Consider the following 15583-nt stretch of genomic DNA (forward strand, 5'->3'; position numbering starts at 1 on the left):
ATATTGTGACATCTCTTTTTTTGGAACAATCATGAATTTCGTGTCTGACGCATCGAGCCGCACGGGCGACGTCCTTTCCGTGTCCGATCTGGCCAGCGAGGAGAGCCGCTCCACTGCCACGCCGATGATGGAGCAGTTCATCGAGATCAAGGCGAACAATCCGGATTCGCTTCTGTTCTACCGGATGGGCGATTTCTACGAGCTGTTCTTCCAGGATGCGGTGGAGGCCTCCCGCGCGCTCGGCATCACGCTGACGAAACGCGGCCAGCATCTGGGCCAGGATATCCCGATGTGCGGCGTGCCGGTGCATGCCGCCGACGACTATCTGCAGAAGCTGATCGCGCTTGGCTTCCGGGTCGCGGTCTGCGAGCAGGTGGAAGATCCCGCCGAAGCCAAGAAGCGCGGCAGCAAATCCGTCGTGCGCCGCGATGTGGTGCGGCTGGTGACGCCGGGGACCATCACCGAGGACAAGCTGCTGTCGCCCTCGGAATCGAACTATCTGATGGCGCTGGCCCGCATCCGCAGCGGCTCGGAGCCCGCCTATGCGCTCGCCTGGATCGATATTTCGACCGGTATCTTCCGCCTCGCCGAGACGGCCGAGAGCCGTCTGCTCGCCGACATCCTGCGCGTCGAGCCGCGCGAGCTGATCCTCCCGGACACCGTCTTCCACGATCCGGAGCTGCGCCCGGTCTTCGACGTGCTCGGCCGGGTGGCCGTGCCGCAGCCCGCAGTCCTGTTCGACAGCGCCACCGCGGAAGGCCGCATCGCCCGCTATTACGGGGTCAAGACCCTCGACGGTTTCGGCACCTTCTCCCGCGCCGAACTCGCGGCCGCTTCCGCGGCGATCTCCTATGTCGAGAAGACCCAGATCCAGGAGCGTCCGGCGCTCGGTATCCCCGAGAGGGAAAGCGCCGCCTCGACCCTCTTCATCGACCCGGCAACCCGCGCCAATCTCGAACTCGTCAAGACGCTCTCCGGCGCCCGTGAAGGAACCTTGCTGAGAGCCCTCGACCGGACCGTCACCAGCGGCGGCGCGCGTCTGCTCGCCGAGCGGCTGATGTCGCCTCTGACCGACCCGGATCGGATCAATCAGCGGCTCGATTCGATCGAGGTGCTGCTCGACCAGCCAAGCTTCGCGATCGATGTCCGCGACACCTTGCGCCGCGCCCCGGACATGCCGCGTGCCCTGTCCAGGCTCGCGCTCGGCCGCGGCGGGCCGCGCGACCTCGGCGCCATCCAGGCGGGTCTCCGCGCTGCGGCGGCGACCGCGACGCTGCTTTCGGGCGCCCGGCTTTCGGAGGAGCTGACCGAGGCGCATGCCGCGATCGCCGCGCTGCCGGCAGCCTTGCTGGCGCGTCTCGATTCGATGCTCGCCGAGGACCTGCCGCTTCTGAAGCGCGATGGCGGCTTCCTGCGCGAAGCGGCGAGCGGCGAGCTCGACGAGATGCGGGCGCTGCGCGACCAGTCGCGCCGGGTCATCGCCGGCCTGCAACTGCAATATTGCGAAGAGACCGGCATCAAGTCGCTGAAGATCAAGCACAACAATGTGCTCGGCTATTTCATCGAAGTCACCGCCGGCAATGCCGGGGCGATGACCGATACGGACGCCGGTCGCGCCCGTTTCATCCATCGCCAAACCATGGCGAGCGCCATGCGCTTCACCACGACGGAACTTGCCGAGCTCGAAACGAAGATCGCCAATGCCGCCGACCGGGCGCTGGCAATCGAGCTCGAGGCTTTCGAGGCAATGGCGCGCGAGGTCGTCGCCGATGCCGAGGCGATCAAGGCGGCGTCGCTGGCGCTCGCGATGCTCGACGTCTCGGCGGGGCTTGCCGTGCTTGCCGAAGAGCAGAACTATGCGCGGCCCGCCGTCGATCGCTCGCGGATGTTCTTGATCGATGGCGGGCGCCATCCGGTCGTCGAACAAGCGCTGCGGCGCCAGGCGGGCAATCCTTTCGTTGCCAATGGTTGCGACCTGTCGCCGCCGGACGGTCCGGAGGCCGGTGCCATCTGGCTGCTCACCGGCCCGAACATGGGCGGCAAGTCGACCTTCCTGCGGCAGAACGCGCTGATCGCCATCATGGCGCAGATGGGTTCCTTCGTGCCTGCGAACGCCGCCCATATCGGCATCGTCGACCGGCTCTTTTCGCGCGTCGGTGCCTCGGACGATCTCGCCCGCGGCCGCTCGACCTTCATGGTCGAGATGGTCGAGACGGCGGCGATCCTCAACCAGGCAACCGACCACTCGCTCGTCATCCTCGACGAGATCGGCCGCGGCACGGCGACCTTCGACGGCCTGTCGATCGCCTGGGCGGCGGTCGAGCACCTGCATGAAGTCAATCGCTGCCGCGGTCTCTTCGCGACGCATTTCCACGAATTGACGGTTCTCTCCGAAAAGCTCGGGCGCCTGTCGAACGCCACCATGCGGGTCAAGGAGTGGGACGGCGACGTGATCTTCCTGCACGAGGTCGGCCCCGGTGCGGCCGACCGTTCCTACGGCATCCAGGTCGCCCGCCTTGCGGGTCTCCCTGCCTCGGTCGTCGCCCGGGCAAGGGACGTCCTAGCCAACCTCGAGGATGCCGATCGCAAGAACCCGGCGAGCCAGTTGATCGACGACTTGCCGCTTTTCCAGGTGGCCGTCCGGCGCGAGGAAGTGGCAAGGGCATCCGGCCCTTCCAGGGCCGAAGAGGCGCTGAGGGCGATCAATCCCGACGACATGACGCCGCGCGAGGCGCTCGAGGCGCTCTATGCTTTGAAAAAGGACCTTGCCGGCCGCTGACTTCGGCCGCGCGCGGTCGTTTTGCATTGCACCGATTTTCCCTGTCCATCGACGGGCAAAAAGGCTATACAGCGCCGCGTGCCTTTTCATGAGGCCACGCGGTAGTGCTTGAAATGCTGCATGAATCCGGCTCTGCAGCGCCGCGCGCCGACCCGACGCGCAAAGGTCGCTGTGGCACTTCGAATGCTGCATGTTTCATCCCTGAATCGGCTACGATTCAACGAAACATGTAGTAGACAGAAGCCGATCCGAATGACATGCAGGAACGCCTGCACATGCAGCGAACCATACGATCAGTCGGACAGGACGCCTCCCGGCACTTTATGGCCAGACACGAAACTTCCTTCCCCGAAATTCTCGACGTCGCCGCGCTGCGGGCGAAATGCGGCTTCATCGCCGCGGCCCATGCCGAGCAGCGCGAACCGATGCGCCGCGCCCTTCTCGCCGCCTTCAAGGAGGCGAACAACGCCGGCCGCGCCAAGGCACGCCAACTGCTTGCCGCCGACGGCGCTGGCATCAAATGCGCCGAGCGCATTTCCTGGCTGCAGGACCAGCTCATCACGGTGCTGCACGATTTCATGCTGAACGAGGTCTTCGACGCGGCCCATGCGCCGCCGGCGGCCCGGCTCGCGGTGACCGCGGTCGGCGGCTACGGCCGCGGCACGCTGGCGCCGGGCTCGGACATCGACCTGCTCTTCCTGCTGCCGTCCAAGAGGGCGGTCTGGGCCGAACCCGCCATCGAGTTCATGCTCTATGTCCTGTGGGATCTCGGCTTCAAGGTCGGCCATGCGACCAGGACCATCGACGAATGCATCCGCCTGTCGCGCGCCGACATGACGATACGCACGGCAATCCTCGAATGCCGCTATATTTGCGGCTCCGAGGCATTGGCGGGCGAACTGGAACAGCGTTTCGATCACGAGATCGTCCGCAACACCGGCCCCGAATTCATCGCTGCCAAGCTCGCCGAACGGGACGGGCGCCACCGCAAGGCCGGCGACACCCGCTACCTCGTCGAGCCGAACGTCAAGGAAGGCAAGGGGGGCTTGCGCGATCTGCACACGCTGTTCTGGATCGCCAAGTATTTCTACCGGGTCAAGGATCCGGCCGACCTCGTCAAGCTCGCCGTCCTGTCGCGGCAGGAATACAAGCTCTTCCAGAAGTCGGACGATTTCCTCTGGGCAGTGCGCTGCCACATGCATTTCCTGACCGGAAAGGCGGAGGAGCGGCTGTCCTTCGACATCCAGCGCGAGATTGCCGAAGCGCTCGGCTATCACGACCATCCGGGTCTCTCGGCGGTCGAACGCTTCATGAAGCATTATTTCCTCGTCGCCAAGGATGTCGGCGATCTCACCCGCATCTTCTGCGCGGCGCTCGAAGACCAGCAGGCCAAGGACACGCCCGGGATTTCCGGCGTCTTCAGCCGCTTCAAGCACCGCACCCGCAAGATCGCCGGCACGCTCGACTTCGTCGACGATGGCGGGCGCATCGCGCTCGCCAGCCCGGACGTCTTCAAGCGCGAGCCGATCAACCTGCTGCGGCTGTTCCACATCGCCGATATCCACGGCCTGGAATTCCATCCGAACGCGCTGAAGCAGGTGACGCGGTCGCTCGGCCTGATCACGCCGCATCTGCGCGAGAACGACGAGGCCAACCGGCTCTTCCTGTCGATCCTGACCTCCCGGCGCAATCCGGAACTGATCCTGCGGCGGATGAACGAGGCGGGCGTGCTCGGCCGCTTCATTCCGGATTTCGGCAAGATCGTCTCGATGATGCAGTTCAACATGTACCACCACTACACGGTGGACGAGCACCTGCTGCGCACGGTCGACGTTCTGTCCCGGATCGATCGCGGCCTTGAGGAGGAGGCACATCCGCTGACGGCGATGCTGATGCCCGGCATCGAGGACCGCTCGGCGCTCTATGTCGCGGTGCTGCTGCACGACATCGCCAAGGGCCGCCCCGAGGACCATTCGGTCGCCGGCGCCAAGGTGGCCCGCAAGCTCTGCCCGCGCCTCGGCCTGTCGCCGAAGCAGACGGAAACCGTCGTCTGGCTGGTCGAGGAGCATTTGACCATGTCGATGGTTGCACAGACCCGTGACCTCAACGATCGCAAGACCATCCTCGATTTCGCCGAACGGGTGCAATCGCTCGATCGCCTGAAGATGCTGCTCATCCTGACCGTCTGCGACATCCGGGCCGTCGGGCCGGGCGTCTGGAACGGCTGGAAGGGCCAGTTGCTGCGCACGCTCTACTACGAGACGGAACTGCTTCTCTCCGGCGGCTTCTCGGAACTGTCGCGCAAGGAGCGGGCGAAGCACGCCGCCCATATGCTGAGCGACGCGCTGAAGGACTGGTCGAAGAAGGAGCGGGACGCCTATGTCCGGCTGCACTACCAGCCCTATCTCCTCACCGTGGCGCTCGAGGACCAGGTGCGCCACGCCGAATTCATCCGCGAGGCGGACCGCGCCGGTAAGACCCTGGCGACAATGGTGCGCACCCATCATTTCCACGCCATCACCGAGATCACCGTGCTTTCGCCGGACCATCCGCGCCTGCTGACGGTCATCGCCGGCGCCTGCGCGGCGGCGGGCGCCAACATCGTCGATGCGCAGATCCATACGACCTCGGACGGCCGGGCGCTGGATACGATCCTCGTCAACCGCGAGTTCTCGGTCGACGAGGACGAGATGCGGCGGGCGGCGAGCATCGGCAAGCTGATCGAGGACGTGCTCTCCGGCCGCAAGCGCCTGCCGGAGGTGATCGCCAGCCGCACCCGGGCGAAGAAGCGCAGCAAGGCCTTCACCGTGACGCCCGAGGTGACGATCAGCAACACGCTGTCGAACAAGTTCACCGTCATCGAGGTCGAGGGCCTCGACCGGACGGGTCTGCTTTCCGAGATCACCGCGGTGCTCTCGGACCTGTCGCTCGACATCGCCTCGGCCCATATCACCACCTTCGGCGAGAAGGTGATCGACACCTTCTACGTCACCGATCTCGTCGGCGCGAAGATCACCAACGAGAACCGGCAGGGCAATATCGCCGCGCGCCTGAAGGCGGTGCTGGCGGGCGAGGTCGACGAGGCGCGCGAGCGCATGCCCTCCGGCATCATCGCGCCGGCCCATTCGCCGCGGTCGTCGCACGCTGCCAGAACGACAAAAGTCGAAACATGAGCCTGGTCAAGAAATTTGCGACGGTCGGGGGCGCGACGCTCGGAAGCCGCGTCTTCGGCTTTGTGCGCGAGACCTTCATGGCGGCCGCGCTCGGCACCGGACCGGTCGCCGACGCCTTTAACACGGCCTTTCGGCTGCCCAATACCTTCCGCCGGCTTTTCGCCGAGGGGGCGTTCAACGCTGCCTTCGTGCCGCTCTTTGCCAAGGAGATCGAGGCACGCGGCATGGAGGGCGCCCGCCGCTTTTCCGAAGAAGTCTTCGGCGTCCTGTTCACGGTTCTTTTGTTTCTGACGATCGCGATGGAACTGGCGATGCCGTTCATCGTGCGCGAACTGATCGCCCCCGGTTTCGCCGACGATCCGGCGAAATTCGCAAGCACCGTCACCTTCGCGACGATCATGTTCCCCTATCTCGCCTGCATGTCGCTGGCGGCGATGATGGCGGGCATGCTCAATTCGCTGCATCGCTATTTCGCTGCGGCGATCGCGCCGGTGTTCCTGAACGTCATCCTGATCGGTGTGCTGGCCTATGCCTGGTATAGCGGCCAGGACCCGGTTGCCGTCGGCTATGGGCTCTCCTGGGGCGTCATGGCCGCCGGCCTCGTGCAACTCGCCATCGTCTGGATCGCCGTCCGCAACGCCGGGATCAAGATCGGTTTCCGCCGTCCGCGGTTGACCGCCAATGTCCGGCGCCTGCTCGTCCTGGCGCTGCCGGCGGCGATCACCGGCGGCATCACCCAGATCAACCTGCTGATCAACACCAACATCGCCTCGGCGCAGGAAGGGGCGGTCTCCTCGCTCGTCTATGCGGACCGTATCTACCAGCTTCCCCTCGGCGTCGTCGGCATCGCGGTTGCGACCGTCCTGTTGCCGGAATTGTCGCGCGCCCTTCGGGGAGGCAATCTCAACGAGGCGGCGAACTTGCAGAACCGCTCCGTCGAATTCACCCTGTTCCTCACCTTGCCGGCCGCCGCCGCGCTGCTCGTCATGTCGGAACCGATCGTCCGGCTGCTTTTCGAGCGCGGCAAGTTCTCGCCGGAAGCGACCGTCGTCGTCGGGCATATCCTGGCGATCTACGGCCTCGGCCTGCCGGCCTTCGTGCTGATCAAGGCCTTCATTCCGGGCTTTTTCGCGCGCGAGGATACCCGCACGCCGATGATCTTCGCGGCGATCTCCGTCGTGGTGAACGTGTCGCTGGCGGTGACGCTGTTTCCGCCGCTCGGCGCAAGCGGCATCGCCACCGCCGAGATCGTTGCGGGCTGGGTCAATGCACTGCTCCTCTTCACGACCCTCCTCTGGCGCGGGCATTGGGGCCGCGACATCCCGCTGCTGACGCGCGTTCCCCGTCTCGTGATCGCCGCTGCGATCATGGCCGCGGCGCTCCATTACGCCATCGAGTGGTTGGCTTTCCCGCTTTCCTCGGCGGCGCCGCTCGCCGTCCGTGCGGCAACCGTCTGCGGCCTGGTGGCGGCCGCCATGGCGATCTATTTCGCCTCGGCCTTCGGGCTCGGCGGCGCCAGCCTGGGAATGATCCGGCGCAGTTTGAAACGCAGGGCCGCGCCGGCGGCTGCTCCGACAACGGGCGAAGGGCCGGATTCGCCGTGAAGCAGACCATCGCCCGCATCGCCATTCTCGTGCCGGACTATGACGAGGGTCTTGCCTTCTATTGCGGCCGGTTGGGCTTCGAGCTGATCGAGGACACCGATCTCGGTGCCGGCAAGCGTTGGGTGCTGGTGCGGCCGACGGGCGCGACCGAAACCGCGCTGCTCATCGCCAAGGCCGAGGGCGAACGGCAGAACGCCGCGATCGGCAACCAGGCCGGCGGCCGCGTCGGCTTCTTTCTCTTCACCGACGATTTCGCCCGCGACCACGCGGCGATGCTTGCCGCCGGCGTCGAATTTCTCGAGCCGCCGCGCCATGAGGCCTACGGGACTGTGGCGGTCTTCACCGATCCGTTCGGCAATCGCTGGGACCTGCTGCAGCCAGCCTCTTGATTGCATTTGGCCCGGCGTGCATAAGCGCGGCGGATATCAATGGGTGGGCCCTCCACAAGCCCGATGAGGACGACATGAACGAATTCAAGCCGCTCGTATTTTCCGGCGTTCAACCGACTGGCAATCTGCATCTCGGCAACTATCTCGGCGCGATCCGCAAGTTTGTTGCCCTGCAGGAAAACAACGACTGCATCTATTGCGTCGTCGACCTGCACTCGATCACCGCGCAGCTCGTGCACGAGGACCTGCCCGGCCAGATCCGCTCGATCGCCGCCGCCTTCGTCGCCTCCGGCATCGACCCGGAGAAGCATATCGTCTTCAACCAGTCGGCGGTGCCGCAGCATGCGGAGCTCGCCTGGATCTTCAATTGCGTCGCCCGCATCGGCTGGATGAACCGGATGACCCAGTTTAAGGACAAGGCTGGCAAGGACCGGGAAAACGCCTCGCTCGGCCTGCTCGCCTATCCGAGCCTGATGGCCGCCGACATCCTCGTCTACCGCGCCACCCATGTTCCGGTCGGCGACGACCAGAAGCAGCACCTCGAGCTCACCCGCGACATCGCCCAGAAGTTCAACATCGACTTCATGGAGCACATCCGGGCGCGCGGCTGTGGCGTCGACATCGTCGTCGGCGAAGAGCCGATCCATGCCTATTTCCCGCCGGTCGAGCCGTTGATCGGCGGGCCGGCGCCGCGCGTCATGTCGTTGCGCGACGGCACCAAGAAGATGTCGAAATCCGATCCGTCCGACCTGTCGCGCATCAATCTTATGGACGACGCGGAGACGATCGCGAAGAAGATCCGCAAGGCGAAGACCGACCCCGATGCGCTGCCGAGCGAAGTCGAAGGGTTGCAGGGCCGTCCCGAGGCGGAAAATCTCGTCGGCATCTATGCCGCCCTTTCCGACCGGACCAAGCAAGAGGTACTTGCCGAATTCGGCGGCCAGCAGTTTTCGGTCTTCAAGCCGGCCCTCATCGATCTCGCCGTCGACGTACTGTCGCCGATCACCGGCGAAATGCGCCGCCTGATGGACGACACGGCGCATATCGACGCGATCCTCAGGAGCGGCGGAGAACGGGCGCGGGCGAGAGCGGAAAAGACCATGCGCGAGGTTCGCGAGATCATCGGCTTTTTGCAGTAATCCGCCGAAATGACATCTTGCGGGACGCGTGCGGCGATGTAATGTTCGCCGCATGGTTTCCACCCGACTCTCAAGACTGGAAGGTCACCGCCGCAAGTTTATGGCGGTGATCGACGACACGCCGGAATGCGGCCGTGCCGTGCACTATGCGGGCATGCGCGCGAAGAACTCCAACGGCGGTCTCGTACTTCTCTACGTGATCGCCGACGGCGACTTCCAGCAATGGCTGGGGGTGGAGGAGATCATGCGGGCGGAGGCCCGCGAGGAGGCCGAGGCGACGCTCGCCAAGGTCGCACAGACGGTGCGCGAGCGGATCGGCATCGAACCGGAAATCGTCATCCGTGAAGGCATCGCCACGGATCAGATTTACGCGTTGATCGAGGAGGACCGGGACATCGCCATCCTCGTGCTCGCGGCGGGTTCGGCGAAAGAAGGCCCCGGCCCGCTGGTGTCGTCGATCGCGGGAAAGGCGGCGGCTTTTCCCATTCCCGTCACCGTCATTCCCGATCTTCTGACCGACGAGGAGATCGACGCGCTGAGCTGACGGTGCGGCAGAAAGCGCCCTTGCAGCGTCGAAGCGACGCCCTTATATATTTTTGAATTATTCTAAAGAGCCGGTTGAGAGGCGCTCCCGGCGCAACGGAGAGAATCATGTTCATCCAGACCGAAGCCACGCCGAATCCGGCCACTTTGAAGTTCCTGCCGGGTAAGGTGGTCATGGAGAACGGTACCGCCGAATTCCGAAGCGAAGAAGAGGCGCGCACCGGCTCGCCGCTCGCGGCCCGGCTCTTTTCTATCCCCGGCGTCAGCGGCGTCTATTTCGGCTACGACTTCATCACGGTCAGCAAGGAAGGGCAGGAATGGCAGCACCTGAAGCCCGCTGTCCTTGGCTCGATCATGGAACATTTCATGTCAGGCCAGCCGATCATGTCGGGAGCCAGCCGAGCCGAAGAAACGGATCAGGAAGGCGAATTCTATGACGAGGGCGACGAGGCGATTGTCGCGACGATCAAGGAGCTGCTTGACACGCGGGTGCGGCCGGCCGTCGCCCAGGATGGCGGCGACATCACCTTCCGGGGTTTCAAGGACGGCACCGTGTTCCTGAACATGAAGGGGGCGTGCTCCGGCTGCCCGTCTTCGACCGCAACGCTTCGGCACGGCGTGCAGAATCTGCTGCGCCATTTCGTGCCTGAGGTCGAATCGGTCGAATCGGTCTGATTTGAAACCGGCCGAGTGTGCATGGTGGAGCGGTCCCGCTTGCGGGCCGCTCTTCCTGCCTTACAAGGTCTACAGCGATTTCAGGCTGACCGCCGCCCAGCACGATCTCGGATACCGACCGCAGGCGAAACTGCCGGATTCCGAGAGCCGCGCCTGGCAGTAAGGGAGAAGCGTCTTCGCGGCGTGCCGCCGGCGAGGCAGCGCAGGGAGGTCATGACGTCTCACAATGTTGGTTCTTGCCATCGATACATCGGGTAGCGGCTGTGCGGCTGCGGTCTATGACGGTGCGGCGGGCGAGGTGCTGGCGCGCGCCGGTGCCGATATAGGTCGCGGTCATGCCGAGCGTTTGATGGACTTCGTCGATGAGGCGCTCATCGCCTCCGACAGGCAGCTTGCGGAAATCGACCGGATCGCCGTCACCGTAGGGCCGGGATCCTTCACCGGCATTCGTGTCGGCGTCGCGGCGGTGCGCGGCCTGGCGCTTGCCCTCGGCAAGCCGGCCCTCGGCATCACCACGCTTCGGGTCGTTGCCGAGAGCGCCAGGCAGAAGCAGCCGGGGCGACCGGTGCTTGCGGCCATCGACGCGAAACGCGACGAGATCTATGTCCAGTCCTTTACCGCGCGCGGCGAGGCGGAAGGCGAACCGGAAATTCTGCCGGTTGCCGAGGCTCGCGACCGGTTTTCCGGCTTCGACGGCATCATCTGCGGCTCCGGCGCATCTCTTGTCGCCTCAACCGAGCCGGTCGGCAGGCCGGACGAGATCGACATCGCCGTCGTCGCTCGGCTGGGTGCTGCGGCCGATCCAGCCTCGGCCAAGCCCAAACCGCTTTATCTGCGAGGCCCCGATGCGAAGCCTCAATCAGGCTTCGCGGTGGCTAGGGCAGGATGAGGAAGAGTGTGCGCGGTTTTCCGCCCGCATCCCGCTCTAGTCTTTGAGAATCAGACGCGCAACGGTGTCGCACTTTGAATTGCTGCATGTCTTTGTCCTTAGAGCGGGATGCGCTCACATACGTTCGCGCCGCCGCTCTAAACCTTTGTTTTTGCCGCATTTGTGCGACGTCAGGTGATTCCACCTGACTGCAAAATGCTCTAAAGCGAGGTCGATTGAAGGAGACATGCGGTAGGGCGACAGCAGGATAGACCCGTGCGGTCAATCGAAACAGCGGGCCGGCGCCCTGGAGCGGAGCGCGGCACGCGTCGAGCCGGATGCATAGGAAAGAAATGAGCTTCACGGACTATTTCACACGCCGCACTGAATTCGACATCTTTCCGCTGGAGGAGATCGATCTCCTGGCGGCGGCTGCTCTGCACAGCCAGCGTTTCGCGACACCGTGGAGCGACGGCGAGATTCACGCGCTCCTGTTGCAGGACGCGGTCTTCGGCTTCGCCGCCCGCCAGACGAACGGCGCCTTTCGTCCGGCACTCGGAGGCTTCGTGCTGTCGCGTGCCGCCGCGGGCGAGGCCGAGATCCTGACGATCGGTGTCGATTCGCGCTTCGCCCGCTCCGGGCTTGGCTGGCGGCTGATGCAGGCCGCGATGCGCGAGGCGATCGTCAAGGGCGCCGAGACGCTGTTCCTCGAAGTCGACGAGACGAACCTGGCGGCGATCGGTCTCTATGGCAAGCTTGGCTTCGCAAGGGTCGGCGAACGCAAGGCCTATTACAAGGGCACGGCCGGGGCGCGCACCGCTGCGCTTGTCATGCGGCTCGATCTTCGCTAGTCCGATCCGACAGCGCCGCGCGCCTTGTCTGGCGCGCAAAGGCCGCTGTAGCACTTTGAATTGCTGGTCGGATCAGAAAGTCTTTCCGGATGATCAACTGGATACGGGTCGCGCTCTACGCCATCTTGCTCGCGATCATCTCCCTGCTGTTGATGCCCATCCAACTTTTTTGCCTGTGGCTGGATCTGAAGCCACGGCGCGTGCTGCCGCGATTCTGGCACCGCATCGCCTGCCGCCTGCTCGGCCTTCGGGTGCGGGTCCATGGCCAATTGGATCGGCGGCGGCCGCTGCTCATCAGCGCCAATCACGTCTCCTGGAAGGACATAATGGTCCTGTCGTCGGTCGCCGATGTCGTGTTCGTCGCCAAGTCGGAGGTCAAGGATTGGCCGGTCTTCGGTCTCCTTGCCCGGCTGCAGGCCTCCGTCTTCATCGAGCGCCAGGAGAAGCGCAAGACTGGAGACCAGGTGAGCGAGATCGGCCGGCGGCTCGCCGACAGCGAGATCGTCGTGCTGTTTCCCGAGGGCACGACCTCGGATGGCAACCGCCTGCTCGAGATCAAGACGTCGCTGTTCGGCGCAGCCGCCTCGGCGGTGCCGCAGTCGCCGACCGGTGTCGTGCACGTCCAGCCGGTGGCAATTTCCTATACGGGCATCCACGGCATGCCGATGGGCCGCTACCATCGGCCGATCGCGGCCTGGCCGGGCGACATTGGGCTGCTGCCGCATCTGGTGGGGGTTCTTCGCGAGGGCGCGCTCGATGTGGAGGTCGATTTCGGTGAGGCGGTGGATTACCACCACCGCTCCAACCGCAAGGAAGTCAGCCGCCTTGTCGAGCAGCGGATTCGCAGCATGTTGTCGGACCGGCTGAGAGGACGGGCTGCGGCGCGTCAGAAGAGCGCTGCCTGACCCTCGCAAGCCGCCTGCGACCCTCGGTGCCGCCCGAAAATACTTCAACTTTGGGCCGCTTTGCACTAAAGAACCCGCATGACCCAGGAAACCGCTCTTCTGCCGAAATCGCCCCGGGCGGGCGACGAACACGTTCCGGCCCGCAAGGTCTTCGTCAAGACCTATGGCTGCCAGATGAATGTCTACGATTCCGATCGCATGTCCGACGCTCTGTCGCGGGACGGCTACGTTGCGACGGACGTGCTGGAAGATGCCGACTTCGTCCTGCTCAACACCTGTCATATCCGCGAAAAGGCCGCCGAAAAGGTCTATTCCGAGCTCGGCCGCCTGCGCGAGCTGAAGAAGGCGAAGGCGAGCGAGGGCCGCGAAATGGTGATCGGCGTCGCCGGCTGCGTCGCCCAGGCCGAAGGCAATGAAATCCTGCGGCGCGCTCCGGCCGTCGATCTCGTCATCGGCCCGCAAACCTACCATCGGCTGCCGGAAGCCTTGAAGCGTGCAAGGAGCGGCGAGCGGGTCGTCGAGACGGATTACGCCATCGAGGACAAGTTCGAGCATCTGCCGGCACCGGACAAGGCGAAGACCCGTTCGCGCGGGGTAACAGCCTTCCTCACCGTGCAGGAGGGGTGCGACAAGTTCTGCACCTTCTGCGTGGTGCCCTACACCCGCGGCGCCGAGGTCTCGCGGCCGGTGGCGCAGATCCTCGCCGAGGCGGAAAAGCTGGTCGACGGCGGCGTGCGCGAGATCACGCTGCTCGGCCAGAACGTCAATGCCTGGCACGGGGCGGGGCCCAACGGCCGCGATTGGGGCCTTGGAGATCTGTTGCGCCGTCTCGGCGAGATCGACGGCCTCGCGCGCCTGCGCTACACCACCAGCCACCCGCGCGACATGGACGAGAGCCTGATCGAGGCGCACCGGTCGATGGCCAAGCTGATGCCCTATCTGCATCTGCCGGTCCAGTCCGGCTCCGATCGCATCCTGAAGGCGATGAACCGGCGCCATACGGCGGCCGAATATCTCGCCCTTGTCGAAAGGATCCGTGCCGTCCAGCCTGATCTGGCACTTTCCGGCGATTTCATCGTCGGCTTCCCCGGCGAGACCGAGGCGGATTTCGAGGAGACGATGCGCCTCGTCGAGGTGGTCGGTTATGCACAGGCATTCTCCTTCAAATATTCGACCCGTCCCGGTACGCCGGGCGCCGATCTAAAGGATCAGGTTCCCGAAGACGTGAAAGCCAAGCGACTGGAAAGATTGCAGAGTTTGCTTGTCAACCAGCAGCGAGACTTTGCCGCCGCCTGCGTCGGGAGGGAAATCGATCTGCTGCTGGAGAAGCCCGGCCGCATGCCCGGCCAGCTGGTCGGCCGCTCGCCTTGGCTGCAGCCCGTGAATGTTGATGCAAAACGATCGCAAATCGGTGACATTATCAAGGTACGAATCACCAAGGCCGGCTCGAACAGCCTGTTTGCCGAGATGATCGAATAAGGCGAAGGCACGAGACGCGTTCTCGGGAGCTTTTGCGCAGTTAAGAAGTTAGAACGTTCTCTGCGCGTCATTTTACGCGCGGCGCTGTAGATCGAGAGCGAGGAGCCTGAACCGCTTGAACGGACACGAAATGATTTCATCCTCATCGCGCCATTCGAAGACGACCGCGACAGACGCCAATCACTTCGTGCTCACGTTCGAGAACAACCGGTTCGCCAGCGAACTCTTCGGCCAGTTCGACCAGAATTTGAAACTGCTCGAGGAGCGACTGCGTGTCGACGCCAGGCCGCGCGGCAATTCCGTGGCCATCTCCGGCGATGTCGTGGCGACCAACCAGGCACGGCGTGCGCTCGACTATCTCTATGGAAGACTGCAAAGTGGGGCCTCGATCGATACGTCCGACGTCGAAGGGGCGATCCGCATGGCGGTCGCCGCCGACGACCAGCTGCAGTTGCCGACCATGGAGCGCAAAGCCAAGTTGACGATGGCGCAGATTTCGACGCGCAAGAAGACAATCGCTGCGCGCACCCCGATGCAGGATGCCTATATCCGCGCCATGGAGCGGTCCGAGCTCGTCTTCGGCGTCGGCCCGGCCGGCACCGGCAAGACCTATCTCGCCGTCGCCCACGCCGCCCAGCTTCTGGAGCGCGGCGCGGTCGACCGGATCATCCTGTCGCGGCCGGCGGTCGAGGCAGGCGAGCGGCTCGGCTTCCTGCCCGGCGACATGAAGGAGAAGGTCGATCCCTATCTGAGGCCGCTCTACGATGCGCTCTACGACATGATGCCGGGCGACAAGGTGGAGCGGGCGATTTCGGCCGGCGTCATCGAGATCGCGCCGCTGGCCTTCATGCGCGGCCGGACGCTCGCCAATGCTGCCGTCATTCTCGACGAGGCGCAGAACACCACCTCGATGCAGATGAAGATGTTCCTGACCCGCCTCGGCGAAAACGGCAGGATGATCGTCACCGGCGACCCGAGCCAGGTCGACCTGCCGCGCGGCGTTAAATCCGGCCTCGTCGAAGCGCTGCAAATCCTCAAAGGCGTGGAGGGCGTGTCGGTCATCCGCTTCAAGGATGCCGATGTGGTGCGTCATCCCATGGTGGCGCGGATCGTCAGGGCCTATGAAAGCCACACGGCCGTCCACGATGAAAGCGAACAGAGCGATCGCTGAGGCGATC

12 protein-coding genes are annotated in these 15583 nt (G+C 64.6%); all 12 read left to right on the forward strand.

The window, feature by feature from the left end; all coding sequences use genetic code 11:
• The first annotated feature begins 31 nt into the window (after window positions 1-31).
• The 12 genes from mutS to NGR_RS11570 all read left to right on the forward strand — a co-directional run bounded on the left by mutS (window position 32) and on the right by NGR_RS11570 (window position 15576).
• Window positions 32-2779, forward strand: a complete 2748-nt coding sequence (mutS, locus tag NGR_RS11515) for a DNA mismatch repair protein MutS (RefSeq protein WP_164924140.1) — start codon at window positions 32-34, stop codon at window positions 2777-2779.
• 323 nt (window positions 2780-3102) lie between these two features.
• Complete coding sequence (locus NGR_RS11520) at window positions 3103-5952, forward strand: [protein-PII] uridylyltransferase (protein WP_164924141.1); 2850 nt, start codon at window positions 3103-3105, stop codon at window positions 5950-5952.
• A complete protein-coding gene (murJ, locus tag NGR_RS11525) occupies window positions 5949-7556 on the forward strand; it encodes a murein biosynthesis integral membrane protein MurJ (protein ID WP_012706622.1) in 1608 nt (535 codons plus the stop codon). Before NGR_RS11520 ends, murJ begins: the two co-directional genes overlap by 4 nt.
• Complete coding sequence (locus tag NGR_RS11530) at window positions 7553-7945, forward strand: VOC family protein (RefSeq protein ID WP_012706623.1); 393 nt, start codon at window positions 7553-7555, stop codon at window positions 7943-7945. The genes murJ and NGR_RS11530 overlap by 4 nt, the downstream gene beginning before the upstream one ends.
• A 74-nt stretch (window positions 7946-8019) precedes the next feature.
• Entirely contained in the window at window positions 8020-9084 is a 1065-nt protein-coding gene (trpS, locus tag NGR_RS11535) for a tryptophan--tRNA ligase (protein ID WP_012706624.1), read from the forward strand.
• Between the two features lie 52 nt (window positions 9085-9136).
• A complete protein-coding gene (locus NGR_RS11540; protein ID WP_164924142.1) occupies window positions 9137-9628 on the forward strand; it encodes a universal stress protein in 492 nt (163 codons plus the stop codon).
• Window positions 9629-9735: 107 nt separating this feature from the next.
• Window positions 9736-10302 carry a NifU family protein gene (locus NGR_RS11545; protein WP_012706626.1) on the forward strand — a complete coding sequence of 189 codons (567 nt, stop codon included), beginning with the start codon at window positions 9736-9738 and terminating at the stop codon, window positions 10300-10302.
• Window positions 10303-10528: 226 nt separating this feature from the next.
• Window positions 10529-11191: a tRNA (adenosine(37)-N6)-threonylcarbamoyltransferase complex dimerization subunit type 1 TsaB gene (gene tsaB / locus NGR_RS11550; RefSeq protein ID WP_012706627.1), complete on the forward strand. Its 663-nt coding sequence runs from the start codon at window positions 10529-10531 to the stop codon at window positions 11189-11191.
• A 332-nt stretch (window positions 11192-11523) separates the two neighbouring features.
• Window positions 11524-12021 (forward strand): GNAT family N-acetyltransferase, encoded by a 498-nt coding sequence (locus NGR_RS11555; protein ID WP_012706628.1) that lies wholly within the window; start codon window positions 11524-11526, stop codon window positions 12019-12021.
• A gap of 89 nt (window positions 12022-12110) precedes the next feature.
• On the forward strand, window positions 12111-12926 hold the full coding sequence (locus NGR_RS11560) for a lysophospholipid acyltransferase family protein (protein WP_012706629.1): 816 nt from the start codon (window positions 12111-12113) through the stop codon (window positions 12924-12926).
• A gap of 78 nt (window positions 12927-13004) precedes the next feature.
• Window positions 13005-14405 (forward strand): tRNA (N6-isopentenyl adenosine(37)-C2)-methylthiotransferase MiaB, encoded by a 1401-nt coding sequence (miaB, locus tag NGR_RS11565; RefSeq protein WP_012706630.1) that lies wholly within the window; start codon window positions 13005-13007, stop codon window positions 14403-14405.
• Between the two features lie 115 nt (window positions 14406-14520).
• The gene (locus tag NGR_RS11570) at window positions 14521-15576 is read left to right on the forward strand and encodes a PhoH family protein (RefSeq protein ID WP_012706631.1); all 1056 of its coding nucleotides are present in this window, start codon (window positions 14521-14523) and stop codon (window positions 15574-15576) included.
• Window positions 15577-15583: the final 7 nt, after the last annotated feature.

The sequence above is a fragment of the Sinorhizobium fredii NGR234 genome, assembly GCF_000018545.1.
GTDB lineage: Bacteria > Pseudomonadota > Alphaproteobacteria > Rhizobiales > Rhizobiaceae > Sinorhizobium > Sinorhizobium fredii_A.

Coding starts and splice junctions, on each gene's coding strand:
- trpS (WP_012706624.1), top strand. CDS start 8,020: ATGAACGAATTCAAGCCGCTCGTATTTTCCGGCGTTCAACCGACTGGC.
- miaB (WP_012706630.1), top strand. CDS start 13,005: ATGACCCAGGAAACCGCTCTTCTGCCGAAATCGCCCCGGGCGGGCGAC.
- NGR_RS11555 (WP_012706628.1), top strand. CDS start 11,524: ATGAGCTTCACGGACTATTTCACACGCCGCACTGAATTCGACATCTTT.
- NGR_RS11545 (WP_012706626.1), top strand. CDS start 9,736: ATGTTCATCCAGACCGAAGCCACGCCGAATCCGGCCACTTTGAAGTTC.
- murJ (WP_012706622.1), top strand. CDS start 5,949: ATGAGCCTGGTCAAGAAATTTGCGACGGTCGGGGGCGCGACGCTCGGA.
- tsaB (WP_012706627.1), top strand. CDS start 10,529: ATGTTGGTTCTTGCCATCGATACATCGGGTAGCGGCTGTGCGGCTGCG.
- NGR_RS11540 (WP_164924142.1), top strand. CDS start 9,137: ATGGTTTCCACCCGACTCTCAAGACTGGAAGGTCACCGCCGCAAGTTT.
- NGR_RS11560 (WP_012706629.1), top strand. CDS start 12,111: ATGATCAACTGGATACGGGTCGCGCTCTACGCCATCTTGCTCGCGATC.
- NGR_RS11520 (WP_164924141.1), top strand. CDS start 3,103: ATGGCCAGACACGAAACTTCCTTCCCCGAAATTCTCGACGTCGCCGCG.
- mutS (WP_164924140.1), top strand. CDS start 32: ATGAATTTCGTGTCTGACGCATCGAGCCGCACGGGCGACGTCCTTTCC.